24 protein-coding genes and 1 pseudogene are annotated in these 22170 nt (G+C 60.1%); 11 read left to right on the top strand and 14 right to left on the bottom strand.

Annotated elements, in window-relative coordinates:
• Positions 1 to 22: 22 nt before the first annotated feature.
• Together O9H32_RS10575 and O9H32_RS10580 are read right to left on the bottom strand one after the other, a co-directional pair.
• Positions 23 to 868, bottom strand: coding sequence for a chemotaxis protein (locus tag O9H32_RS10575; RefSeq protein WP_269866013.1), 846 nt, complete (start codon positions 866 to 868; stop codon positions 23 to 25).
• Between the two features lie 81 nt (positions 869 to 949).
• On the bottom strand, positions 950 to 1453 hold the full coding sequence (locus O9H32_RS10580; RefSeq protein ID WP_269866014.1) for a Rieske (2Fe-2S) protein: 504 nt from the start codon (positions 1451 to 1453) through the stop codon (positions 950 to 952).
• A 176-nt stretch (positions 1454 to 1629) separates the two neighbouring features.
• Here O9H32_RS10580 and O9H32_RS10585 point away from each other — a divergent pair, with 176 nt between their 5' ends.
• Positions 1630 to 2457, top strand: coding sequence for a sugar phosphate isomerase/epimerase family protein (locus O9H32_RS10585; protein WP_269866015.1), 828 nt, complete (start codon positions 1630 to 1632; stop codon positions 2455 to 2457).
• 154 nt (positions 2458 to 2611) lie between these two features.
• Here the strand turns inward: O9H32_RS10585 and O9H32_RS10590 are convergent, their stop codons facing one another.
• Complete coding sequence (locus tag O9H32_RS10590; RefSeq protein WP_269866016.1) at positions 2612 to 3286, bottom strand: hypothetical protein; 675 nt, start codon at positions 3284 to 3286, stop codon at positions 2612 to 2614.
• Positions 3287 to 3645: 359 nt separating this feature from the next.
• Positions 3646 to 4440 (bottom strand): PaaX family transcriptional regulator C-terminal domain-containing protein, encoded by a 795-nt coding sequence (locus tag O9H32_RS10595; RefSeq protein ID WP_269866017.1) that lies wholly within the window; start codon positions 4438 to 4440, stop codon positions 3646 to 3648.
• 172 nt (positions 4441 to 4612) lie between these two features.
• Between O9H32_RS10595 and O9H32_RS10600 the strand changes: the two genes are divergently transcribed.
• Positions 4613 to 5584 (top strand): YbhB/YbcL family Raf kinase inhibitor-like protein, encoded by a 972-nt coding sequence (locus O9H32_RS10600; protein WP_269866018.1) that lies wholly within the window; start codon positions 4613 to 4615, stop codon positions 5582 to 5584.
• Positions 5585 to 5871: 287 nt separating this feature from the next.
• Here O9H32_RS10600 and trxB read toward each other — a convergent pair whose 3' ends face one another.
• Positions 5872 to 6825, bottom strand: a complete 954-nt coding sequence (gene trxB, locus O9H32_RS10605; RefSeq protein WP_269866019.1) for a thioredoxin-disulfide reductase — start codon at positions 6823 to 6825, stop codon at positions 5872 to 5874.
• Between the two features lie 265 nt (positions 6826 to 7090).
• Between trxB and O9H32_RS10610 the strand changes: the two genes are divergently transcribed.
• From O9H32_RS10610 to O9H32_RS10630, 5 genes and pseudogenes are all read left to right on the top strand, one after another.
• On the top strand, positions 7091 to 7645 hold the full coding sequence (locus O9H32_RS10610) for a GNAT family N-acetyltransferase (protein ID WP_269866020.1): 555 nt from the start codon (positions 7091 to 7093) through the stop codon (positions 7643 to 7645).
• Between the two features lie 15 nt (positions 7646 to 7660).
• Complete coding sequence (locus tag O9H32_RS10615; RefSeq protein WP_269866021.1) at positions 7661 to 9052, top strand: UDPGP type 1 family protein; 1392 nt, start codon at positions 7661 to 7663, stop codon at positions 9050 to 9052.
• A 12-nt stretch (positions 9053 to 9064) separates the two neighbouring features.
• Positions 9065 to 10225 (top strand): iron-containing alcohol dehydrogenase, encoded by a 1161-nt coding sequence (locus O9H32_RS10620; RefSeq protein ID WP_269866022.1) that lies wholly within the window; start codon positions 9065 to 9067, stop codon positions 10223 to 10225.
• Positions 10226 to 10423: 198 nt separating this feature from the next.
• Positions 10424 to 10562, top strand: a pseudogene (locus O9H32_RS10625) (CPCC family cysteine-rich protein); the annotation flags it as partial.
• A gap of 8 nt (positions 10563 to 10570) precedes the next feature.
• Positions 10571 to 10750: a hypothetical protein gene (locus tag O9H32_RS10630; RefSeq protein WP_269866023.1), complete on the top strand. Its 180-nt coding sequence runs from the start codon at positions 10571 to 10573 to the stop codon at positions 10748 to 10750.
• Positions 10751 to 10801: 51 nt separating this feature from the next.
• Here the strand turns inward: O9H32_RS10630 and O9H32_RS10635 are convergent, their stop codons facing one another.
• The 3 genes from O9H32_RS10635 to O9H32_RS10645 all read right to left on the bottom strand — a co-directional run bounded on the left by O9H32_RS10635 (position 10802) and on the right by O9H32_RS10645 (position 12952).
• Positions 10802 to 11950, bottom strand: coding sequence for an RCC1 domain-containing protein (locus tag O9H32_RS10635; protein ID WP_269866024.1), 1149 nt, complete (start codon positions 11948 to 11950; stop codon positions 10802 to 10804).
• Between the two features lie 297 nt (positions 11951 to 12247).
• Positions 12248 to 12544: a hypothetical protein gene (locus tag O9H32_RS10640; protein WP_269866025.1), complete on the bottom strand. Its 297-nt coding sequence runs from the start codon at positions 12542 to 12544 to the stop codon at positions 12248 to 12250.
• 15 nt (positions 12545 to 12559) lie between these two features.
• Entirely contained in the window at positions 12560 to 12952 is a 393-nt protein-coding gene (locus tag O9H32_RS10645) for a hypothetical protein (protein ID WP_269866026.1), read from the bottom strand.
• A gap of 203 nt (positions 12953 to 13155) precedes the next feature.
• Between O9H32_RS10645 and O9H32_RS10650 the strand changes: the two genes are divergently transcribed.
• On the top strand, positions 13156 to 14055 hold the full coding sequence (locus O9H32_RS10650) for an aldo/keto reductase (protein WP_269866027.1): 900 nt from the start codon (positions 13156 to 13158) through the stop codon (positions 14053 to 14055).
• Between the two features lie 13 nt (positions 14056 to 14068).
• On the opposite strand, the gene O9H32_RS10655 is transcribed toward O9H32_RS10650, so the two are convergent.
• Both O9H32_RS10655 and O9H32_RS10660 read right to left on the bottom strand, forming a co-directional pair.
• The gene (locus tag O9H32_RS10655; RefSeq protein ID WP_269866028.1) at positions 14069 to 15016 is read right to left on the bottom strand and encodes an MsnO8 family LLM class oxidoreductase; all 948 of its coding nucleotides are present in this window, start codon (positions 15014 to 15016) and stop codon (positions 14069 to 14071) included.
• The gene (locus O9H32_RS10660) at positions 15013 to 15381 is read right to left on the bottom strand and encodes a hypothetical protein (RefSeq protein WP_269866029.1); all 369 of its coding nucleotides are present in this window, start codon (positions 15379 to 15381) and stop codon (positions 15013 to 15015) included. Before O9H32_RS10660 ends, O9H32_RS10655 begins: the two co-directional genes overlap by 4 nt.
• Positions 15382 to 15933: 552 nt before the next feature.
• On the opposite strand from O9H32_RS10660, the gene O9H32_RS10665 reads away from it, so the two are divergent.
• Positions 15934 to 17007: a bifunctional 3-deoxy-7-phosphoheptulonate synthase/chorismate mutase gene (locus tag O9H32_RS10665; protein ID WP_269866030.1), complete on the top strand. Its 1074-nt coding sequence runs from the start codon at positions 15934 to 15936 to the stop codon at positions 17005 to 17007.
• Between the two features lie 227 nt (positions 17008 to 17234).
• On the opposite strand, the gene O9H32_RS10670 is transcribed toward O9H32_RS10665, so the two are convergent.
• The 4 genes from O9H32_RS10670 to O9H32_RS10685 all read right to left on the bottom strand — a co-directional run bounded on the left by O9H32_RS10670 (position 17235) and on the right by O9H32_RS10685 (position 19782).
• Positions 17235 to 17699 carry an LIC_13387 family protein gene (locus tag O9H32_RS10670; RefSeq protein ID WP_269866031.1) on the bottom strand — a complete coding sequence of 155 codons (465 nt, stop codon included), beginning with the start codon at positions 17697 to 17699 and terminating at the stop codon, positions 17235 to 17237.
• Positions 17700 to 17741: 42 nt separating this feature from the next.
• Positions 17742 to 17981: a hypothetical protein gene (locus tag O9H32_RS10675; RefSeq protein WP_269866032.1), complete on the bottom strand. Its 240-nt coding sequence runs from the start codon at positions 17979 to 17981 to the stop codon at positions 17742 to 17744.
• A gap of 18 nt (positions 17982 to 17999) precedes the next feature.
• On the bottom strand, positions 18000 to 19184 hold the full coding sequence (locus O9H32_RS10680) for an ArsA family ATPase (protein ID WP_269866033.1): 1185 nt from the start codon (positions 19182 to 19184) through the stop codon (positions 18000 to 18002).
• Between the two features lie 118 nt (positions 19185 to 19302).
• Positions 19303 to 19782 (bottom strand): MarR family winged helix-turn-helix transcriptional regulator, encoded by a 480-nt coding sequence (locus O9H32_RS10685; RefSeq protein ID WP_269866034.1) that lies wholly within the window; start codon positions 19780 to 19782, stop codon positions 19303 to 19305.
• A gap of 238 nt (positions 19783 to 20020) precedes the next feature.
• Between O9H32_RS10685 and O9H32_RS10690 the strand changes: the two genes are divergently transcribed.
• Both O9H32_RS10690 and O9H32_RS10695 read left to right on the top strand, forming a co-directional pair.
• Positions 20021 to 20236, top strand: a complete 216-nt coding sequence (locus O9H32_RS10690) for a hypothetical protein (protein WP_269866035.1) — start codon at positions 20021 to 20023, stop codon at positions 20234 to 20236.
• Between the two features lie 358 nt (positions 20237 to 20594).
• Positions 20595 to 22163: a GGDEF domain-containing protein gene (locus O9H32_RS10695; RefSeq protein ID WP_269866036.1), complete on the top strand. Its 1569-nt coding sequence runs from the start codon at positions 20595 to 20597 to the stop codon at positions 22161 to 22163.
• Positions 22164 to 22170: the final 7 nt, after the last annotated feature.

The raw sequence follows: 22170 nt of genomic DNA on the forward strand, positions 1-22170 counted from the left end.
ATCTCTACTTCCCTTCTCCTAGTTATTCGCCCAGGCCGTTCGCCTCGCGCCAGGTTCGTGCCAGCCCCAAGGCGATGCGTCCGAGGACCTCGGGGCTTTTGCGGTATTCGCTGTGGCACAGGGGATTCCAGCCCCTCAGCCAGTCGCTGATCCGAACCTCGACATCTTCGGCCACGGCCTCCCGGTAGGCGGGGTCTATGGCACGCAGCGGATAGCCGAGGATGTCGTCCTTATCATAGAAATTCACCCATTCGCCCTTCACGCCAGGGTGCAGGCCGCGCAGTCCCTGGGACGGAACGGAGATCGGCCGGTTGAAATCCCGGTACCTCAGGCTCCATAAGGGGAGTGTCGTGCCCATGGAATAGAAGAGGGCCAGCGTGCGGCCTCTCTCCAGCTGAGAAGCCGCCGCCTCCGGCTGTCTCACTTCGTACTGCAGATCGTAGAAATAGTTGCTCGCAATCACAGCCCCGAGGCTGTGGGCGATCACGCAGAGCGGAGCAGTCGGCCCGCAGGTGTCGGCCAGCCGCCGGAGCGCCTCGGTAATCGTGTGATGGACGGCGTCATAATTATGCTCGGCCGTCTCCACCGGTTGATAGGCGATCGCGTCCGCGAGATAGTGGATAACGAACCGCCGTAATCCTTGATACCGGAGGTTCTCTGCGGCGACAAGCTGGTCGAAGAGCTTCTGCTCCCTGGATTCGAAGACATGGGACCACTGTACGGGTTCGATACAGAGGTGGGAGGCGGCATCTGGACGGTCTGCCTGCAGGCCATACCTTTCGGCGAGCAGCGCTTTCATTTCTTCGGCGAAGGGGTTGCGTTCCTGTCCCATCCCGTGGACGACCAAGACTGCGATAGGCTGGCTCATATACGGCTTCCTCCTGTACGGTGAGGTTGGCTTGGGGGAACAAGGAACCCGGCTGCCGCTGGGATGCCGGGCCCCCGCAGGTTATTCTTCCATCCGGGCGATGAGCTGCCCGTTCCGTACAGTAACGGGGTACGAGGCCAGGGGCTTGACCGGCACATTCAGACAGGCGCCGTTATGCTCGCTGAAGGTCCAGCCGTGCAGCGGACAGACCAGTTCGCCATCCTCGGCTTCGACCTGGGCACCTGCATGCGGACAGGTACGGGAGACGAGATGGTACTTATCGAACTCTTGCAGCACATAATAGGCTTTCGATTCGACTTCCACCTCGGCGGGGAAGCGGGAGAACTCTTCAAGGGGTCCTAAGGTAATCTCTTTCATGGCATTTTCCTCCTTTGGGTCGCAAGTTTCGGAATGAGGGGGATAAGTCCGCGGCCATCTCTCCAGGGATAGGGTGCTCTGGCATCCGTGTGAGCGCATCGGGCACGTCTTCGAGACCCGGCGTCCCGGTGCTGGCAGCGGCAGCAGCAGCTCGGCGATCTGCAGCGTGTCCGGCTTGCCGGGTGCCGGCAGTACGAGTGCTTTCATGGTCAGATCTCCCTCCTTGTCCCCATCGTACCACAATGCCCAGCGGAGAAAAACCAAAGAATGGAAAACAATGGCCTGCCCGGGGAGCTGACAAGTCCGGCAGGAAATCCCAGGCGTACGTGGAATAACTAGGATGATGAACCCAACGTATGATTCGCATAGGGAGGCCTTTGACGATGTCTTATCTGTCTGTAAGCACCTGGAGTCTGCACCGCCTGCTTGGACCGCTGCGCTGGACGCAGTGGGAGGAGCAATCCGGCACGCATGTTACGCACGAGGAGGAACAGCCCGAAGTGCTGAGCCTCCTCGAATTGCCGCGGGAAGCCGCGAGAAGGGGGTATGAGGCGCTGGAGGTGTGCCACTTCCACTTCCCTGCGACGGACCCGGCCTATCTCGGCCGGCTGCGGGAAGCGTTCGCCGCTGCGGGCATCTCGTTCGATACGCTCCTGCTCGATTACGGCGACCTGACGGCGGAGGACGAGAAGCGGCGCGAGGCCGATCTCGGGTTCATCCGCCACTGGATCGGCATCGCTTCCCTCGCCGGGGCGAAGCAGATCCGTATCATCGCGGGGGAAGCGCCCCCTGCCGACGAAGAGGCGATCCGACTCTCGGCGCGGACGCTGAAGAGCCTGGCGGCGTATGGCTCGGAGCATGGCGTACGCGTCGTGACGGAGAACTTCAAGGCCCTGACTTCTACGGCGGAGAGCTGCCAGAAGCTGCTCGCCGAGGCCGGCGGGGAGGTCGGCCTCATCTCCGACTTCGGGAACTTCAAGCTGCCGGCCAAATACGAAGAACTGGCTGCGACCATCCCCGGCAGTGTCTCTGTGCATGCCAAAGCGCAGTATGACGGCGAGGGCCGGCCCGACCTGGAAGAGTATCTCCGCTGTCTGGATACGGTGAAGGCTTCCGGCTATAACGGTGCTATCGTTCTGATCTACGACGGCCCCGGTGATATGTGGGAAGGACTGGAGCGGATCCGGAAGATCGTCGAGCCTTATCTATAACAGAACATCAGCCCGTAAGTTCATGCCGGCGGCATATGAGCTTACGGGCTTTTTGGTGTGCTCGCAGAGAGGATGGGTTAACCAGCCTTGCCCGAAGCCGGCCTCGGATCACCCGGCGGGGATATGTTGAGAAGCGGGATAGGAAGGGGCGGGATTACCAGGCCGTCCGTCCCGGGCAGCGGTCCTGATGCCTTGCCGTTGCCCACAGCGCTATGATGAGGATGAGCTCGAATACGTTCGTCAGCGCTGAGCTCTCCAGCGGCATCGGGATCAGGCGGCCGGCGAACAAGACGGCGGTCCCGGCCGCCATCCAGACCCACCGCTGCCGGAAGGCAAGGATCATGCCGGCAGCGAGCAGTAATCCTGCCACGGCGATGACCATCAGCGGGCCGCCGCCCTCGGCCTGCGGCACATAGCGCAGTATCCCGTACTCGCGCAGCGGGGCCAGGCTCGCCACCTCTGGCAGCACCGCCGTTATGGTTTGGTAAGCGGCCAGTCCCAAGGTCACGAGCCAGGCGGTGGCTTCACTCCACAGGGTATGGGCCCGGGAGATGCCCGCACGTCGGAGCGTATCCCAAGCGAACAGCACCAAGGAGGGAGTGAACAGGGCATGCGTCCAGTAGCGGAATTCGCTAAGGAACCGGAGAGGGCGTCCTTCGCCGATCCACTCTCCTGCCGCGATGATGCCGTTATCGTAGAAGAGCCCGAGAGTGACGAGAAGGGGGATGGAGGAGTAAGATAATCCTCCCCGTTCCCGAAGGCGCTGCAGACCGGAGGCGATCAGCAGGAGATAGGCGCAGGCGAGAGCCGTATAGATGAGGGTATCCATGGGAGGGAGATTCTCCTTTTCAAGTGATAAGTTATACGGTTATTTGGACAAGGGGCTTTCCTCCGAAACGCACCGCTGCCCCGGCAAAAAAAGAGACCCACAGCAACGGGCTGCGGGTCTAAAGGGTTTATATATTAAAAAGGGGGTCGAGATTTAGTATAGAACAACAATATTATGGGAACATGAACGGAACATTTCAATTCGGTTACAAATCCCTCTGAATTTGTCGTCTAATCTAATTTTTGCCAAAATAATGTCAGGACAAGGCGGGTATGGCTTCTATCCGCTGCGGAAACCGTGCCGCTTCGCTCCTGCCTGCATGCAGGGGAACATGCCGCAGGCCGGTAAGAGCTCTGTCCCTACAAAAACCGGGCGTAGGAGGAGTCGGCGGGAATGGCTTCGGTAATCCGCTGCAGTGTGCCGCGCATCTCCTGCAGCACGCGTCGGCCCAGCCAGTCCGGCGGCAGCAGGGCCGGCGGCAGCATCGGATCGGCGAGATACAGGCCGCTTAGGACTTCGCCGAGCTTCAGGAAGAACGTGAAGAGATCCAGCGGATCCGCAGCTTCTCCCTGTGCGAGCAGCCGGTCGGCGGCCGGCCGGCCTTCTTCCGCGTACCAGGCGCCCTTCTCCCGGTATTCGCGGTCCGCCGCCGTCAGCTCCCAGATCCCCGAGGCATCCGCGGGGGTGACGGCCCTTCCCTGCATCTCGCCGTGGAACAGCGCGGCTTGGTCCGTCACGCCGTGCTTGACGAGCAGCTCCTGCACCTCTTCACCATAATCCCAGGGTGAGATATAGACGCTGTGGTACAGCAGGCCGAAGCCGGTCTGGCGGATATCGGCGCGGAAGGCGTCCCGCTTGCGCCGCTCCGCTTCGGGAATTTCGAGCATCACGAGGTGCCACTGGCCGTCCCAGGGCTTGTCGTAGAGCAGCGGCTTGCGGTTAATGGACCGGATGAAGGCCCGGCCGGCTTCCGTAATCCCGTACACGGAGCGGGAGGGCGATACGGCATAGCCGTTCTTCTTCAGGTGCGACAGGGCGTTGCGTATGACAGGGGCGGAATAGTCCCGGCGTTCATAGATCCGGATGAGCTCCTGCGTGTCCATGGATGCGGACCGGGAGAGCAGGAACAGGATTTGTTTCTCGATCGACAGCAAAAAAAGCCCACCTCCTATTGACAAAGGCAACAATTGGTTGTAACATAAAATACAACGAACGTATTAAATTTAATTACAATCCTAAAGATGACTCGGCCGTCATCCGGTATGCTGCTCTTATTATACCGGAAGAGGTGCCGCTTGAACATTCCGGGATGGAGGAGCGAAGAAGATGAGAAGAAGTGTTATGATCTGCCGGTGGGCTGCTGCTGCGGCCGCCATGTCCCTGATGTTGACCGCTGGCGCGGCGAATGCCGCCGCCCCCGCCAAGGAGCGGGATGTTATGAAGAATGTCGGCAGCTATCTGCAGTGGAATTCGCCTGTTACGGTGAAGCTGGACGGCAAGGAACTGCCCGTACAGGGTGAGATGGTGGACTCGAGGATTCTTGTCCCGTTCCGGACCGTCTTCGAGGCGCTCGGGGCCAAGGTGACCTGGGACGGGGCCTCAGGGACGGCATCGGCATCGGCAGAGGCCGGCGGGGGGACGCGCACGGTTGTGGTTCGGCCGGGCGAAGAGGAGATCGGGATCGACGGAATCGCGTATACATACGATATTCCGGCGGTGAACCGCGGCGGAAGCCTGCTGGTGCCTGTGCGCGCTATCCCCGCCGCCCTCGGCACCGGGTTCGGGTGGGACCTGGCCAGCCGGACGCTGACACTGGAGTCCGTACCGCCGGGCCGCAGCGGCTTCACGGCGGGATCGCCGGCCTTCGGCGCCTATGGCGATATGCCCGCACGGTTTGCGCACGGGGCATCGGCGGACGGGCGGGACGTGAATCCTCCACTGCAGTGGGAGGGAGCGCCGCAGGGCACGAAGTCCTTTGCCGTCGTGATGTACGATCTGCATCCCATTGCGGACAACTGGATTCACTGGAGCGTGCTGAATCTGCCGGCGTCCTCCCGGGGCCTGGAAGAGGGCGTCGCAGGTGCGATCCGGGAAGGAGAGGAGACCAACCCTTACTTCGGCATGGGGCCGCCTCCGCATTCGGGAGACCATCCGTACCGGATCGTGGTGTACGCGCTCGATACGGAGAAGGTGGAGCTCCCTGCCGCTCCCGTATTCTTTGAAGACCTCGACCCGGCATTGAAAGAGCACGCGCTTGCCCGGGCGGAGTGGACCGGGTACTTCCGGGGAGCCGAGTAAGCCTGCGGCGGGCCGAGCCGGGGGGGGGGGGGGGACTCAGGTCTGATCGTTCACCTTCCTCCAGCCGGGGATGAGGGTGAACAGCTTCTCCCCTATGGGTGCTGTGCTCCAGTGACCGGAGGAGTATTGCACGAGGCCGCAGCCGGCCGGGCTGCTTGCTGCCCTCCCTGGCCATGCAGCAAGCTAGGCCTTCTCCGCTCAGCCAGGAACGACAAAGAGAGACTGCCTCCCGGCAGTCTCCCTTTGTCGTTCCAGCACGGATTCTCATCAGAGATGATAAACCCTTCTTATGCGTTCAGCGTCTGGCTCCAGTCATGCACCATGTGGCCTTCGAGGAATTTCTCGCACTCGAGGGCCGCCATGCAGCCGCTGCCCGCCGCGGTGATCGCCTGGCGGTACTTGTTGTCCTGCACGTCGCCGCAGGCGAATACGCCCGGTACGTTGGTCATCGTGGTGCCCGGTGTTACCTGGATGTAGCCGATCTCGTCGGTCGTGATCTGGCCGTTCAGGAAGCCGGTGTTCGGCGTGTGGCCGATCGCGACGAAGATGCCGTCGGTCTCCAGGATCTCTTCCGCACCGGTCTCGTTGTTCTTGACCTTGAGTCCCGTTACGCCTCTGTCGCCGGAGATGACTTCAAGCGGCGTGTTGTTCAGCGCCCAGGAGATCTTCGGGTTCTTGCGCGCACGGTCCTGCATAATCTTCGAAGCGCGGAGCTCCGTACGGCGGTTGACCAGCGTAACTTCGGATGCGAAGCGGGTCAGGAAATCCGCTTCTTCCATGGCGGAGTCGCCGCCGCCGACCACGATAATCTTTTTGTTGCGGAAGAAGAATCCGTCACAGGTAGCGCACGTGGATACGCCGCGTCCGATGCTTTCCTTCTCGTTGGTGATGCCGAGCAGCTTCGCGGATGCGCCGGTAGAGATGATGATCGTCTCGGAAACGAGCTCGCCGATGCCTTCCACTTGAAGCTTGAACGGACGCTGGGACATGTCGACGGAGTTGACCCAGCCGGTCTTGAACTCGGCGCCGAAGCGTTCAGCCTGCTTGCGCATGTTGGCCATGAGCTCTGGGCCCATGATGCCGTCCGGGAAGCCCGGGAAGTTCTCTACTTCGGTCGTGGTCGTGAGCTGGCCGCCCGGCTCCGGTCCTTCGATGACAAGCGGGCTCAGGTTGGCGCGGGCAAGATAGATCGCGGCAGTCAGGCCGGAGGGGCCGGTGCCGATGACGATGGATTTATACATAACAAGTTCCTCCTAAGGGTGCATGGTTTGGTGTGGCTCTGTTGAATATCCAGGTGTACAAAAAGTGACTATGTTCTCATTATACCGATGCCCTTCTTCCGCGTCATGACCCGATCATGAACATTTCATGAAGAACGAATGAAGATGGCGGCTTCCCGGAAGGCTGGCCGGGAAGGAGATAAGCCTGCAAGCCTTGGGCGGATCCTCCGCCGGTTTGGGTTCCGTCCCGCAATTCTGGTATGATGACAGGGGAGGGGGCTGCTCAATGGAATTCATCACGCGAGGGCAATGGGACCAGAAGCTGTGGGACCAGATGGAGCCGGTGTACCACGAAGGCTTCCCGCCGCATGGCCGCAAGCCGGTCCGTGTTATACGGAGTGCCGTCGAGAAAGGCGGAGGCTTCCTTCATGCGGGGAGGGAGCGGGAGGCGGTAGCAGCCATGGCCCTCACCGGCAAGCTGGCGGAGATCCGGGCTCTGCTCATCGATTATATAGCGGTAGGGGAAGCGGTGCGCAGCGGAGGTATGGGGCACCGGTTCTTGAATGAAATCAAGGCATGGGCCCAGGATCAGGGACTCGAGGGCATTGTCATTGAGATTGAATGCGAAGAGACCCCGGTGAACCGCAGACGTTCCTCTTTTTGGGAGAAGAACGGGTTTCAGCGGGTAGGGGACTATGTTCATCAATATATATGGGTGCCGGAGCCGTATCAGGCGATGGTGTACGCCTTCGATTCCTCGGCGGAGCTGCTCCGCCGGGACGGGGAGACGCTGTTCCGGCTAATGGGCGGGTTTCACGCCAAGGCCTATTCCGGGCACTGATAGGAGGAAGGACGCATGAGTACAAGCTATGAAGCATTGAAGGCGCGGGCGGAGGCTGCCGGGCAGGAGCATCTGCTCCGTTATTATGCCGAGCTGCCCGAAGAGGGGAAGGCGAAGCTGCTGGAGCAGATCTCCCGCTTGGATATGGACCGGATGGCCCGTCTGTTCGCCGGAGTGGGACAGCCCCCGGAGCTGACAGGAACGATGGAGCCCATCGAAGCAGTCCACTGGGTGGACTACAGCGAGGCACAGCAGCGTCAGTTCGAAGCCGCCGGCTGGGAGGCGCTGCGCCAAGGCCAGGTAGGGGCGCTCGTCGTCGCGGGCGGGCAGGGAAGCCGGCTGGGCCACGAAGGCCCCAAAGGCACGTACGATATCGGGCTGCCGTCGGGCAAGTCCTTGTTCCAGCTTCAGGCGGAGCGGATGCTGCGGCTCTCCCGCCTGGCGGAGCGTACCCTGCCGTGGTATATCATGACCAGCCCCGAGAATCACGGGGATACGGTACGATTCTTCGAGTCGCACAGCTATTTTGGTTATCCCAGAGAGGATATCGTGTTCTTCCGGCAGGGGGTTCTGCCTGCGCTGGATGAAGAGGGCCGCGTGCTCCTCTCCGCGAAGGACGAGATCTCCTTCGCGCCGAGCGGCAACGGCGAAGTGTTCGCCTCCCTGAAGCAGTCGGGCGCCCTGGAGGACCTGAAGCGCCGCGGCGTAGAGTGGCTGTTCTACTACAACGTAGACAATGCGCTGATCGCGATCGCAGACCCGGCGTTCGTCGGCGTGGCTGCGCATTACAATCATCCGGTCGCGACGAAAGTCGTCGAGAAGTCGTACCCGGAGGAGAAGGTGGGCATTCTATGCCGGAGGAACGGGCGGCCCGCCGTAGTGGAATACACCGACGTGCCGCCTGATCTGATGTACGAGCGGGACAGCCGCAGCCGGTATGTGTACGGCCTCGGCAATATCTCGATCCACTTGTTCCGCACGGATTTCATCGAGAAGCATGCGGAGACGGACCTGCCGTACCATGCGGCCCACAAGAAGATAAGAACCTTGGATGAGGCCGGAGAACCGTACACTCCTCAGGAACCTAACGCGTATAAGTTCGAACGGTTTATCTTTGACTTCTTCCCTCTGATGGAGGAGATGACCGTGCTGCGCATGGAGCGGGAGAGGGAATTCGCTCCGGTCAAGAACAAGGAGGGCGCGGACAGCCCGGCCACAGCGAGGGAGCTGGTGCTGGGTCTGCATAAGCGGTGGCTCCTGGCGGCAGGAGTCGACCCGGCAGCGCTCGAAGGCCGGGAGATCGAGATCTCCCCGCTGGACTCCTTCGGAGGCGAAGGCTTGACCGAAGAGGTGCTCCGGCGGTACGGACTGGAAGTCACAGGCACTGCCATACAATTTGAAGAATAGGGAGAGATCATCATGAACACATTCACATTCCACAACCCTACGAAGCTGATCTTCGGCAAAGACACACTGGAGCAGCTCCGCACGCAAATCCCGCAAGGCAGCACGGTTCTCGTCGTGTATGGCGGGGGCAGCATTAAGCGCAGCGGCCTGTACGACAAGGTCATCGGACATCTGAAGGAGATCGGCGCGAAGGTGCACGAGCTGAGCGGCGTCGAGCCGAATCCGCGGCTGACTACGGTGCACAAGGGCGTCGAGATCTGCCGCAGCGAAGGCGTGAGCTTCATTCTCGCCGTAGGCGGAGGCAGCGTAATCGACTGCACGAAGGCGATCGCGGTCGGGGCGAAGTACGCGGGCGACGTGTGGGAGATCATCACGCGCAAGGCGGCGGCCCAGGATGCGCTGCCGTTCGGCACCGTGCTGACGCTGGCGGCGACCGGTTCCGAGATGAACTCGGGCTCGGTCATCACGAACTGGGAGACGAAGGAGAAGTTCGGCTGGGGTTCCCCGCATGCCTTCCCGCGCTTCTCGATCCTCGATCCGGAGTTCACCTTCTCCGTGCCGCGGGACCAGACGGTCTACGGTATGGTGGACATCATGTCCCACGTGTTCGAGACCTACTTCAACCACACGGGCAACACGCCGGTACAGGACGGCTTCTGCGAGACGATCCTCCGCACGGTGATCGGGACGGCGCCGAAGCTGCTCCAGGATCTGTCGAGCTTCGAGCACCGGGAGACGATTCTCTACAGCGGCACGATGGCGCTGAACGGCGTCCTGGCGATGGGGGTGCGCGGCGACTGGGCTACGCACAACATCGAGCATGCGGTCAGCGCGGTCTACGACATTCCGCACGGCGGCGGTCTCGCGATCCTATTCCCGAACTGGATGGAGCATGTGCTGGACAGCGGCGTAAGCCGGTTCAAGCAGATGGCTGTGAATGTGTTCGGCGTCGACCCCGCCGGCAAGTCCGACCGGGAGACCGCGCTGGAAGGCATCGCGGCGCTCCGCACGTTCTGGACGTCCATCGGCGCGCCGAGCCGTCTGGCCGACTACGAGATCGGCGACGACCGGCTCGAGGAGATGGCGGACAAAGCGATGGTCTACGGACCGTTCGGCTTCTTCCAGAAGCTGGACCGCGACGATGTGCTGGCGATCTACCGCAAGTCGCTGTAGCCTCAGCTTCATAGAATAGAATGGACCGAGCCCCTTCACCACTTGGTGAAGGGGCTCTTCGGTTCGTGAAGCGCCGACTTTCCGGAGTGATCCATCCTGGGAGGCCGGGCCGGATCTGAAAGAGGATATGAACTGCGGCCGCGGCTTCCGGCAGCAGCTCCAAGTTAAACTGAACCTGGCTGACTAGGGGAATGTTATATGAAGGAAAAGTATTATTGTCCATGTTGTGGAATATAAAACATTAGATTAGGAGCCGCCTGGTTCGTACGATATTTGCGATATCTGCTATGAGGAAGATGATATGGTCCAATTTAATGACCCTTATTATGAGGGAGGAGAGCGAATGTGGAATCGAGCCTAAAAACAAAAAGAAAATTAATTGATGGCTTCTATGAAAGCGAATTTGATGAAGATGGTGAGTCAATAAAAAAACGTATCATGGATTTAGAATACAACCCCAAACGAGGTGCTTTCAAGGAGTTATCTGTTGAATTATTCATTATCAAAGAAGAGCTGGAGCCGTAATATCAAGATCAACATAAGCCCGCCCCGTTAAGGGAGCAGGCTTTTGAGAGTTTAATTTGTTCGAAAGTCGACCTGGAGCGGTTTGGGGTGAAAGGTCGCAGAATCGTCGATACCCCATAACCACAGCGTGCCGTCTTTCTTGACGGCAGCATCCACCTCGACTCCGTCGCGTTCATCGTTGACGGACACGGACACGACATCCGTCAATCCCTCTATTCGGGCGAGGTCCTTCCATACTTCCGGATGTTCCCCGCCCAGGGCTCCCATCCTTAGGGTGAAATAGCCAAGCCCCCAGACGGAACCATCCTTCTTTACGAACAGGGCATGCTTGCCTCCGTTATCGAAATCCGTCACTTCCGATAAACCGGGCAGCTGATATGGGGAAACCGCGGTGTCAAAACTGTTTTTTTGTTTGGTCGCGAGCACGCCGGTTCCCCATACCCATACGGTGCCATCCTTGGCCAGGGCGGAGTCGGTATCAAGCTTCACGATCCCTTTCAGTTCTTTTATTTGCTTGGGGGCGGTCGAGAGAATCGCATTTTCATTCAAAATGAAGCCGTACTGACTCTTGGGGTATTCGATGATCCATACGTTTCCATCCTCACGCAAGAAGGACACTCCCGTGGATCCGAAGGCGAGGTCCTTGATCGAATCCAGGCCTTGAAGCTGTTGGGCTTTCATTAAAGGGATACTGTTTCGGACCCACCGAGGAGCCGACTCAAACATCCACACCTTCCCCTCTTGATCCACCGCCAGACCGAGCATTCCATAGAGAATGACCTTCTCGATTCCATGCAGTCCGGACACCTGATCTCCAAGTGATACGTAGACAGGCTCTTTCGAAACGTTCGGGTCCTCGGTTTCGATGGTCCAGACGGTTCCGTCTTCCCTCAAAGCCACTGTATTTCCTCTTCCGTAAGCTACGCTCTTCACCTGATCCAATCCTTTACCTCTCATTAACAGGGAACGATGAAATCCGTCTTTGACCGAGACGGATCGAAGGGCCTTACCCCACACATTCCCTTGGTCATCGAGTGCTAGGGGAGCGGCAATGGCTTGGACAATCTTGGGTTGTGCCGCTTCGACACGGGCGGCGGCTTGGACGTAAGAGGACGTCCCCGCAGGGATGGCCAATATGGCAGCGGCTGTTACTACAGCAGAGTAACGCAGCAGCCGGCTCTTCAACAAACCAGTTCTCATGCAGGTACCTCCATTTACAATGAAATAGTTAGCCATTTAATTCCATATAAGTAAACGGGAGTAAGGGTGGAAATGTTTCAGCTCCAGCCTATTTTGCATAGGAAAATATGGTAAGACGTTCAGCCCCCGCGGGATCAGAGAAGAAGGCGTGCTTCAAGCCGCGGGAAGTACGAATAAAACAGGAGACACGTTTCTGCTAAAAAAGTCGACCGGTCCAACGGCCGGTGGGGCAGGGGAGAGATTCGTTTATAGCCTTTCTGTACGATAGAGCAGGACTGGGCATGACATGTTGGCGGATCACGGATGTGTGACTACATAACCGAGCCAGCCGAACAGGCCATAGACGGGAAGAACGAACAGCACGGCGACTACCCGGCGGGCCGCTGCAGAGCGGAGTATTCGGGCGGCTCCCGCATAACCGAGGGGGAACAGCAGGCCCCACGCGAAGAATCTCGGGGTAGCGGCCAGATAAAGACAGGTGGGAACAATGCATAGCGCGGCGGTGTACAGCAGGGCGGGAGAGCGCCGGATCAGACCGGACAGAGACAGGAGGACGGAGAGAATGACGAGCGGCCAGAAGAACAGGGTCAGCATCGGTTGAACATCTCCTTAGGGGGAAGAATGGGGCGGCGCCGTAACGGGCGGCAGGGACGCGCTGTCCGTATCGTCTTGGGGGAAGACCCATTGTTCGGGCTGTGCGTTACCGCGCCTCTTGATCCCCTTGGCACGGTAGTAAGCGGTGTAGAGCTTCCCGTTCTTGGTGTAGAAGACTTCAAAGTATACGTTGCCCCTCTCGGTTCCGCTGAGCGTCTGGAACGGGCTGAACTTCTTCGTAACCCGATCAATCCGGACCACTTGACCGCCACGGGCCTCGATCACCGGAGGGATGCCGGCTTTTCTCTCCTCGATCTGCCGCGGATACAATACTTCATGGATGTACAAGAGGATCAGGATGGCGATCAGGAGGATGATCTTTCGGGCGCGTTCGTCCTTCGTTTTCATAAGCATACCGCCTCCCACTAGGGTTTATGCTTAGGATTACACCGCTGGTGGGGGCGTGTAAACGGATGGTCATCGGGCCGATATGCCCCGGAGTTCAACGGGACCGATGCTCTGTCTGCCTGGCGGAGGACGTTCGTTCAGCTTCCAATGGCTTCCGGACGGGTAAGTAAGTAGGGACAACCCATTGGAGGAGGAGCTAACCCATGGAACAGCGAACATTCGGCAAAACGGATATGAACGTGTCGGTGCTCGGCTTCGGCGGAGCGATGATCGGGCTGGAGAACACCCCGCTCGAAGAAGCGCAGAAGCTGTTGAACGCGGCCCTCGAGCTTGGGATCAACGTCATCGATACTTCGGCGAGTTACAAGAGCAGCGAGGAGCTGATCGGGCAGGCAGTCTCCCACCGGAGGCCGGACTATTATCTGTTCAGCAAATGCGGCGAGGGCACCTCGGTCGGCCTGCAGTATCCGGACTGGGATCCGAGGAATGTACGGCCCAGTGTGGAGAGGAGCTTGAAGCGGCTGCAGACGGATTATCTCGATCTGATCCTGATCCACAGCTGTACGGAAGCGGTGCTCCGTCAGGGAGGCCTCGTGGAGGAGGTCAAAAAGCTCAAGCGCGACGGGCTCGTCCGCTACATCGGTTACAGCGGGGACAGCACAGATATGCTGTATGCGCTGGACCTCGGCCTGTTCGATGCCATCGAGACGTCGGTCAACTTCGCCGATCAAGAGGCGATCGAGTTGACGCTTGGACGCGCAGCGAGGAACGGACTCGGCGTGATCGCGAAGCGACCGGTGGCGAATGTGGCCTGGAACCGGGCGGAGGACGAGCCGAACAATCCGGGCGAGTACAGAGAGCGGCTGGACAAGCTGAATTATCCGTTCCTGGAGCGCGGGCCGGAAGCGATTCTCGAGACCGCGCTGAGCTTCACGCTATCGGTGCCGGGTGTGCACACGGCCATCGTCGGGACGACGAAAGAAGAGCATCTGCGCAGCAATGCGGAGATGGCCGCGAAGGGCCCGCTCCCCGAAGCGGAGATGCGTGAGATCCGCCAGCGCTGGCAGGATGTGCGCGAACCGGCGTGGGCCGGCTTGATGTAAGCTGTGCCGGGGCTTACCCCCACACCGCCTGGGCCAGCAGCGCATAAGAACGGAGCCGCTGCTCGTAATCCGCCACATGCGTGACGATGATCAGCTCGTCTGCTCCGCTCTGCTCTGCCAGGGCCTGCAGGCGGGCTTTGACCTGCGCGGGGGTGCCGGCGATCAGCTTGCGCCCGGCTGCCGGGTCCGCCTCGGCTTCTTCCGCACCGCCTTCGCCGGGCCCCTGCGGCTGGAGAGCTGTGCGGCCCTCGGCCGCAAGGCGCAGCGCCTGCGCTTCGGTCTCAGCGCAGACGACGCCCACCGCCACGATCGCCCGTGGAGCCGGAGCTAGCTTCGAAGGCCGGTAAGCCTGGCGGTAGGCGGCCAGCGCCGGAGCGGCATCCTGGTCGCTCATGAACTGGCCGAACACATAGCCGGTCCCGTGTTCGGCCGCCAAGGCCGCGCTCTTGCTGTTCGTGCCGAGCAGCCAGACTTCGGGAGGGAGGTCCGGCACCGGACGGGCGGTGACCGGCTCGTTCTCCACCCGGAAGCGGCCTTCGAGCAGTTGGAGCAGGCTGCGGAGGGTGTCCGGCAGCTGACGGACACCCTCCAGGAAATTGCCGCTGAGCGCGATCGCCGCGTGGGCGGACCCGCCCGGGGCCCGGCCGAGGCCGAGGTCGATGCGCCCGGGGTAGAGGGAGGCGAGCAGGTGGAACGTCTCGGCCACCTTCATTGCCTTATAGTGCGGCAGCAGCAGGGCGCCGGTGCCGAGTCGGATGGAGCTTGTCTGTGCGCCGATATGCGCAAGGAGCACTTCCGGCGCGGTGCAGGCCAGGTTCGGCAGGTCATGGTGCTCGGCCGCCCAATAGCGGTGATAGCCCAGCTGCTCGGCGGTCTGCGCGAGCCGCAAGGCTTGTCCGAGTGCTTCCGCGCTGCCTGCGCCGGGTGCAAGGGGGACCAGATCCAATACGCTGAGCTTCATCGTTTGTCCCCCGGAATGCGGATGCCCCAGATCGTGTCCTTCGGATGCCGCGCCGCTTCTTCCAGGGCAGGAAGTCGCGGATCGTGGGGAGCATGCGCCTGCAGATAGGCGGTGAACGCTCCGGTAAAATCGATGTCCTGATTGAGCCGGTTATAATCCGACGGGTATGCTTCGAGGGCCTGCAGCCACCGGTTCCACTCGGCCAGGTCCTCCGAGGAGGCTTCTTCCTGCCGCACGCGGCCAGTCAGCCGCTGCAGTTCCCTGACCGCCTGCCCGAGCCGCCCGCTCCGGCGGTAGATCCGGTTGATGAGATAGAAGACGATACATGCGGCGGCAAAGGCCAGCCAGACGAGTGAGTCGTTCATAATAACTTCATTCCTGCTTTCCGCGTAATCGATGCTGCCTCCAGTATACCACTGCTCCGGGGCGGAACCCAGCCGCACCGCGGTTCATCGCTCTCCGATATCCATGTATTCCTATAATCCTTCACTGCTATGAAGCAAACCTGCGTTAAACCAAGTTCTTGCGCGCTGTCTGAGTCCGGGTTACAATTCGATCAAATCAACACGAACGATGTCAACAGCGAATAATCCTACAGGCAATGAAGGAAAGAGTAAGCGGAATGGGTTCATGACAGGGACGGCGTGCCGGAGACTGAGAGCACCCGATCGACAGCCATCCGCCGAAGTTCACTCCCGAGCCGGTTTCTGAAGCGTGCGCCCTCTGCGGCAAGCGTCTAGGTTACTCCGTATCCCTGCGTTAAAGGGCTGAAAGTGAGAAGGAAGCTCTTTCCGTCCGGCGGGCGGCAGAAGGCTCTTTCTAATAAGGGTGGTACCACGGCTCCTCGTCCCTTGCGGCGGGGAGTTTTTGTGTTTTCATAAAAATCCGAGTAGAGAGCGAAGGAGTGTTCAGGTACAATGGGACAAACGAGGCTGGATGAGCTAAGAGGAAGACTGGACGAGATCAACGGGGTCATGCTGGAGCTGCTGTCGGAACGGGCGAGGATCGTCCAGGAGATCGGCCAGGAGAAGGAAAAGCAGGGCGTACCGAAGTTCGATCCCGTCCGGGAGAAAGCGATGCTGGAGGAGCTCGTCTCCCGCAATAAGGGACCGTTCACCCATGAGACGGTCCGCCATCTGTTCAAGCAGATCTTCCAGGCTTCGCTGGACCTGCAGCAGACGGGTCATAAGAAGCAGCTTCTCGTGTCGCGCAAGAAGCAGCAGGAAAGCACCATCGTCCAGCTGGGCGATGCGGCGGTAGGGGGCGGCCGCCCGGTGATGGTAGCGGGCCCATGCTCGGTCGAGAGCTACGAACAGGTGCGCCAGGTGGCGGCCGCGCTGAAGGAAGCAGGGGTATCGGTGATGCGCGGAGGCGCGTTCAAGCCTCGGACGTCGCCGTATGATTTTCAGGGGCTAGGGATCGAAGGGCTCAAGATCCTCAAGGAAGTCGCAAGCGAGTTCGGCCTGAAGACGATCAGCGAGATCGTCGACCCGGCCCATATCGGGATTGCTTCCGAATACATCGACGTCATCCAGATCGGAGCACGGAACATGCAGAACTTCGAGCTGCTGAAAGCGGCGGGCGAGGTGCGCATCCCGATCCTGCTGAAGCGCGGCCTGGCGGCTACGATCGACGAGTTCCTGCATGCGGCGGAATACATCGTCGCCGGCGGGAACACGCAGGTCATGCTCATCGAGCGGGGCATCCGTACCTACGAGAGAGCGACGCGCAATACGCTCGATATCTCGGCGGTGCCGATCCTCAAGCAGGAGAGCCACCTGCCGGTGCTCGTCGATGTGACCCATTCCACGGGGCGCAAAGACATCCTTGCCCCATGCGCCAAAGCCGCGATAGCTGCCGGCGCCGACGGTATCATGGTGGAAGTTCACCCGGACCCGGCTACCGCCCTGTCCGATGCCGCCCAGCAGTTGAACATCGAGGAGTTCCACCGCTTCTATGCGGAGGTTACCCGTACGGGCTGGGAAGGTTGATTGCGCCCGCTGCCTAATGAACGAAAGTTAGGCGCTGCCTGCCGCCATATAGCCTGAAGTCCATATGACAAGCAAACAAGCCCGTTCCGCCACCCCGGCAGGACGGGCTTGCTGCTGTTTGAAGCGGGTTCAGTCTCTCTTGGGGCTCAGGATGCGGAACCGCAGCCTCTTGGCCTCGATGTCCATTCCTTCGGTGCCCAGGCCCGCTCTCCAGCGCGCAGCCTTCTTCAGCTGCGGGCCGCCCTGCCACGCGTCATTATATAGAACAGCGCATACCCCAGCAGGGACAGCAGAAGGAAGGAGGTGGCGAGTAGGTGAAAATAGACCAGGGACAGCGCGGTAAGGACGAGGCAGGCGAATGCGTTGAACAGGGCGGCGCTTCTCAGGGCAGGAAGCGGAAGGGAGCGGGAGACGAGCACGTTCATGAAGCCCAGCAGAAGGAAGAGGCAGCCCATGGTCAGGCTGAAGCCCTCATAGAACTGCAGCATGGTGTGCGTGCCGAACAATTCGATCTTATAATCCTCCATGCTTTGGATGACCGGATTCTGTACCCGGACCGCGGGATTCATCGAGGAGCGGAGAACGAATACGACATTGTGCAGCAGGCCGAGCAGCACGAACAGCCAGGAGGCAAAGGAATAATAGCGAAGCGTCCCTCGGGCAGGCCGGGCGGGTGAAGCGGTCGTCAACATAAGATCACCGTCTCTCTCAAGTTTCTAAGTCAGGGCTCTTACTCACTCGTCTATCGCAATCTTGCTGCTCCCGCCGCGGTTCTCGGGCGCATTTTTAGAATCGGTCGTTTCCTGCGTCTGTTCGATGGCTTCGTCGAGCAGGGCCCGGAGGCCGAGCAGGGCTTCCCGCCTCGCGGAGCGAAAGTGGGAGCGGGCCTTCTCGGGAAGAGCTTCATGGAACAACTCCTCCTGAACATCCATCAGCTTATCCAGCAGGCGGGCGGATATCGGTGTTCGGCGCATAAGTATCACCTCCTTGTCTTAATGGTCGGCGGCTCTCTCGCCGAAGCGGATCGAGAGCTTCTCGCCTGCAAACCGCGCACCGGCGATCGGGCAGCCAAGCAGCATGCGGGGCAGCAGCACTTTGCGTTTGTACGGACCCGCCTGTATCGTCAGCTCATCGCCCTTCTGGCTGAGCTGCAGCTCTTCCTTGGCGGCGAAGGGCAGGGCAATATCGAGGAACCGCTCCCCGTTCTCGGTGCGCAGTTCCTGAATCCGCCCCTGGTAGAGCACCCCGCGGGGGTCGTGACCTGCGAAGGCCGCTTCACCGACCCGCCGCAGCATCTCCAGTCCATGCACCTCCGAAGGCATCAGCGGAACACGGAGGATGGGCAGAGGGGCGAAGCAGTGGCGGATCTCCTCCTCGTACTTCCCGTGGACCTCGCGCCATGCTGCCCAGTAGCCCGTACCGGCCTCTTCGGGCAGCACGCGGTTCACGATGACGGCATCGGTGCGGAAGCCGAACAGGTTCAGGTACGTGAAGGTGCGCCGGGCTTCCGCAACGACCATCTTCTCGGGGTTGATGACGATCCGGACCGTGGTGGTATCCGGATCCAAGAGCAGTCCCTGCAGCTCTTCCAGCTCACGGACGAAGGATTCGATGGAGTCCAGCACCTGGTCGCTCGGCAGCTCCAGCCCGCCCCGGGTCACGGCTTTGGCGAGAGGCCTTGCGAGCTTGACGAGCTTGCGCTCGTAAGGGAAGATCTTCTCGACCCACCAGCCGAGGAGCTGCGGGTAGCTGAGCAGCCGGATCGTCTCCCCGGTAGGCGCACAGTCGACGATGAGGCAGTCGTACCGGCCGCTGGCCGCATGCTCCTTGATCCGCAGGAGGCTGAAGAGCTCTTCGAGTCCCGGGAAGACGAGCATCTCCTCTGTCGTGATGTCGCTGAGCTTCGCCCATTGCATCATGCCCTGCAGCCAGCTTTGGACCGAACCCCAGCGCTTCTCGGTCTCCCGGAGGGAGTCGATCTCCTGTGCCCAGAGGTTCTCCGCCACAGGAACGGGCTCGCTGCCGAGCGGAATCCCGAACGAATCGGAGAGGCTGTGCGCGGCGTCCGTGCTCATGATGAGCGTGCGGCAGCCTTCGGCAGCCAGCTTCACTGCGGTGGCTGCGGCCGTACTCGTCTTGCCGACGCCGCCTTTACCTGTATAGATGAGAATGCGCATGATCATCCGCTCCTTTGATTATTACGATTTCGTACTAATTGGGCAAAAAAAGAGGCCGCCCTTCCGTCCTCTCCCAGCATGTTCGTTTCTCTCCAAGTCTCAGTCCTCTTCAGGTTCATCAGTCTTCTATGAAGATCTTCCGAACGGCCGGCTTCGCGTCGGCAGCGTGCTCGGTGCTGCCTCCTTCCTGCATTGCCTTGGCCACCTTAATGAAGAGGGTGAAGAATTGGTTCATCTCCTGGGGGGTCAGGATGTCCTCGATGCGCTTCAGGTAAGCAGCCATCATCCCCTTCGCCCGGGAAGCCATGTCCCGGCCTTCCGCCGTCAGGTCCACCAGCGTAATCCGCTGGTCGACGGGCGAGGGCCTGCGGGCGATCAGGCCCTTCTTCTCAAGACGCTTCGCGAGCGAGGTCAAGGTGCTGAGCGGGGCGCCGAGCTGAACGGCCAGCTCGGACATCGTGAGCTCCCCCCGAAGAAGAATGAGCAGCAGCGCGGTCAGCTCGGAGCGGGTCACTTTCTTCTCAAGGTCGGCGGCATCGGCGAACAGGCTCAGCGGACGCAGTCCGTTCCTTAAGAATAGCTCCAACAGCTGTTCCATGATGAGATCCTCCAATTGCTACGATATGGTAATATATTCTACTGTCAGGATACTACGAATTCGTATTATTTGCAAGAGCTCTATCCCAAAAAAAGGCTGCGTCAGCTCCGTACCCGGAATGGGAATGCGGCGGCCTCCGCGGCTTGGCATTTGGGGCGGGACATGGTATTTTGGTGAAGGGACCTCCGGCGACAGCGGGGGACACACCATTTTTATCCCAATAAGGAGAATTCCAGCCATGGCCTATAACCGCCGTCTAGAGACGGATGAGGATTTTCAGGAAGCATTGGACCGCCGCGTGCCGATCCGGGTATTCAAGGACGATCATATTATCGATGCGGGAGGATGCGTCATCCGGTTCGATGAGACGACGGTCGTCATCCAGTCGGGCGTCTCCGAATTAGCTTACCACCCGCGGGGAACCTGCGAGTTTTTCGGTATGAAAAAGCGCTAGGGCCGATCCCGGCACCCCCCTTCCGTACAAGCTGCAATCCGGATTTTTCGGGCTGCGGCTTTTTTGATATATAAGAATTTATCTCGCCAGGGCTCGATCCTGCCATCTTATATATCTTATAAACGCGCATCGTCCTTAAAAGACGGCGAAGCCGTTTATCTTGGCATACGGCTCTGCTGAAGGAATGGAAGACATTACAATGGAGGCGAGTGGGTACAATGGCCTATGTTTTCATTGCTTTCCGGGACGAAGGGCAGTAGTATGGAAGGACAGTAGTATTATGGAGACGACACGACCATTCCGACCACCCGAAGGGCATGATGACTACATGGATAAGGAAGCTCAATACGCCCGAAGATTGTCACCGTTTTTTCTGCGAGCCGTTGTGACGTTTATTGCGGCATACACGCCGCTATACTATGGATTGCTGCTGGCCGTGCCGGCCGGCTGGAAGGGGACGGTCTCGGATATTGTCTCCCCGCTCGGTATGGCCGCAGCGCTGTGGATCCTTTGGAAGGGGCTGCGTTCCAAGGAGAAGGGAGAGCGGCGGCGCTGGACCTTCTTCTTCATTGGAAGCTGCTTCTACTTCGCAGCCGAGACGATCTGGCGGGGCAGCGACCTCTTGGCTTGGCAGGGCCATAATCCGATGCTGTCGCTCGGCGATGCGTTCTATCTGGCTGTGCCGATCTTCTATTTTATCGCTATTGTCTATTCTCAGAATCATACGAATAAGGCGGCTACGCTTCGTGTGCTCTTCGATTTGGTGATCATCATGACGGTGGCGAGCACCCTGGAATGGCATTTTCTGCTTTCTCCCCATTTGACGTATTCCCCGGACGGCGAGCTCGGGGCCAAGGTGATCTCCCTCCTGTATCCGGTCCTGTCTGCAGGAGGATGGACCGGGAGTCTGCTGTTCTACCTCCGCTACCGCGAGCGCGGCCGCAGGGAGTTCGGCGAACTGTGCAGCATCGCGGCCGTCGGGCTGTGGTCGCTTGCTAACCATTTGTATTTTATCCGGAATATTGCAGGCACTTATGCCTCCGGAGACTTGATCGATCCGATCTGGATGCTGGCGCTGCACTTGATGGCAATGGCCTCGGTGCTTCCGGCCGCTGCCCCCGCAGGTGTCCCGCCGCCGCAAGGGGGAGTGCGGATCGAGCACCGCGTACAGACGCTGATGCCGTACCTTGCGGCTTGTGTGCTGATCGGCTGCATGCTCCTCACGGAGATGGTTCGCACGCCGCTGTGGCTTGGGATGATTGCGACCACGCTGCTCGTCCTGGCCCGTCAAGTGCTGGCGATTCTGGATTATGAGAAGCTGCTCGGCATCGTGTCCCGTTCGAACCAGGAGCTCGAACGGCTGCACCGGGAGAACCTGTACCACAAGGAAGAGCTGGAGCGGACGATCCGGCAGCTCGGCGAGCTCAATGCAATGAAGGAAGCGGAGGCGCGCACGGATTTTTTGACGGGACTGAACAACCGCCGGAGCATCAACGAGTGGATGTACCGGCATGCGGCAGCCCAGAGGAAGCTCGCCGTGGTGCTGCTCGACATCGATCATTTCAAAAAGATCAACGATACGTACGGCCACGATACCGGAGATATCGTACTCACCGAGGTGAGCCGGATCCTTCGCGATACGGCCGGGCCTTCGGATCTCGCAGGCCGCTTCGGCGGAGAAGAATTCATCGTACTGCAGCCCGATACCGGGCTGGAGGATGGAGCCGCCTTCGCGGAGCGACTGCGCTCCCGCATTGCGGGCCACGCGTTCGAAGCGGGAGCGGGCGGGCCGATCCGCGTGACGGTCTCGCTCGGCATCACGGTATGGAACGGAGATCGCGACGACATCCCGTCCATGCTGAAGCGGGCCGACCGGAGCTTGTATATGGCGAAGCGGAAGGGGCGCAATACGGTGGTGTGCATGTAAACAAAAA

The organism is Paenibacillus caseinilyticus (assembly GCF_027533645.1).
In the GTDB taxonomy this organism is placed as follows: Bacteria; Bacillota; Bacilli; order Paenibacillales; family NBRC-103111; genus Paenibacillus_G; species Paenibacillus_G caseinilyticus.

Coding starts and splice junctions, on each gene's coding strand:
- O9H32_RS10575 (WP_269866013.1), bottom strand. CDS start 868: ATGAGCCAGCCTATCGCAGTCTTGGTCGTCCACGGGATGGGACAGGAA.
- O9H32_RS10580 (WP_269866014.1), bottom strand. CDS start 1,453: ATGAAAGCACTCGTACTGCCGGCACCCGGCAAGCCGGACACGCTGCAG.
- O9H32_RS10585 (WP_269866015.1), top strand. CDS start 1,630: ATGTCTTATCTGTCTGTAAGCACCTGGAGTCTGCACCGCCTGCTTGGA.
- O9H32_RS10590 (WP_269866016.1), bottom strand. CDS start 3,286: ATGGATACCCTCATCTATACGGCTCTCGCCTGCGCCTATCTCCTGCTG.
- O9H32_RS10600 (WP_269866018.1), top strand. CDS start 4,613: ATGAGAAGAAGTGTTATGATCTGCCGGTGGGCTGCTGCTGCGGCCGCC.
- trxB (WP_269866019.1), bottom strand. CDS start 6,825: ATGTATAAATCCATCGTCATCGGCACCGGCCCCTCCGGCCTGACTGCC.
- O9H32_RS10610 (WP_269866020.1), top strand. CDS start 7,091: ATGGAATTCATCACGCGAGGGCAATGGGACCAGAAGCTGTGGGACCAG.
- O9H32_RS10615 (WP_269866021.1), top strand. CDS start 7,661: ATGAGTACAAGCTATGAAGCATTGAAGGCGCGGGCGGAGGCTGCCGGG.
- O9H32_RS10620 (WP_269866022.1), top strand. CDS start 9,065: ATGAACACATTCACATTCCACAACCCTACGAAGCTGATCTTCGGCAAA.
- O9H32_RS10635 (WP_269866024.1), bottom strand. CDS start 11,950: ATGAGAACTGGTTTGTTGAAGAGCCGGCTGCTGCGTTACTCTGCTGTA.
- O9H32_RS10640 (WP_269866025.1), bottom strand. CDS start 12,544: ATGCTGACCCTGTTCTTCTGGCCGCTCGTCATTCTCTCCGTCCTCCTG.
- O9H32_RS10645 (WP_269866026.1), bottom strand. CDS start 12,952: ATGAAAACGAAGGACGAACGCGCCCGAAAGATCATCCTCCTGATCGCC.
- O9H32_RS10650 (WP_269866027.1), top strand. CDS start 13,156: ATGGAACAGCGAACATTCGGCAAAACGGATATGAACGTGTCGGTGCTC.
- O9H32_RS10655 (WP_269866028.1), bottom strand. CDS start 15,016: ATGAAGCTCAGCGTATTGGATCTGGTCCCCCTTGCACCCGGCGCAGGC.
- O9H32_RS10660 (WP_269866029.1), bottom strand. CDS start 15,381: ATGAACGACTCACTCGTCTGGCTGGCCTTTGCCGCCGCATGTATCGTC.
- O9H32_RS10665 (WP_269866030.1), top strand. CDS start 15,934: ATGGGACAAACGAGGCTGGATGAGCTAAGAGGAAGACTGGACGAGATC.
- O9H32_RS10670 (WP_269866031.1), bottom strand. CDS start 17,699: ATGTTGACGACCGCTTCACCCGCCCGGCCTGCCCGAGGGACGCTTCGC.
- O9H32_RS10675 (WP_269866032.1), bottom strand. CDS start 17,981: ATGCGCCGAACACCGATATCCGCCCGCCTGCTGGATAAGCTGATGGAT.
- O9H32_RS10680 (WP_269866033.1), bottom strand. CDS start 19,184: ATGCGCATTCTCATCTATACAGGTAAAGGCGGCGTCGGCAAGACGAGT.
- O9H32_RS10685 (WP_269866034.1), bottom strand. CDS start 19,782: ATGGAACAGCTGTTGGAGCTATTCTTAAGGAACGGACTGCGTCCGCTG.
- O9H32_RS10690 (WP_269866035.1), top strand. CDS start 20,021: ATGGCCTATAACCGCCGTCTAGAGACGGATGAGGATTTTCAGGAAGCA.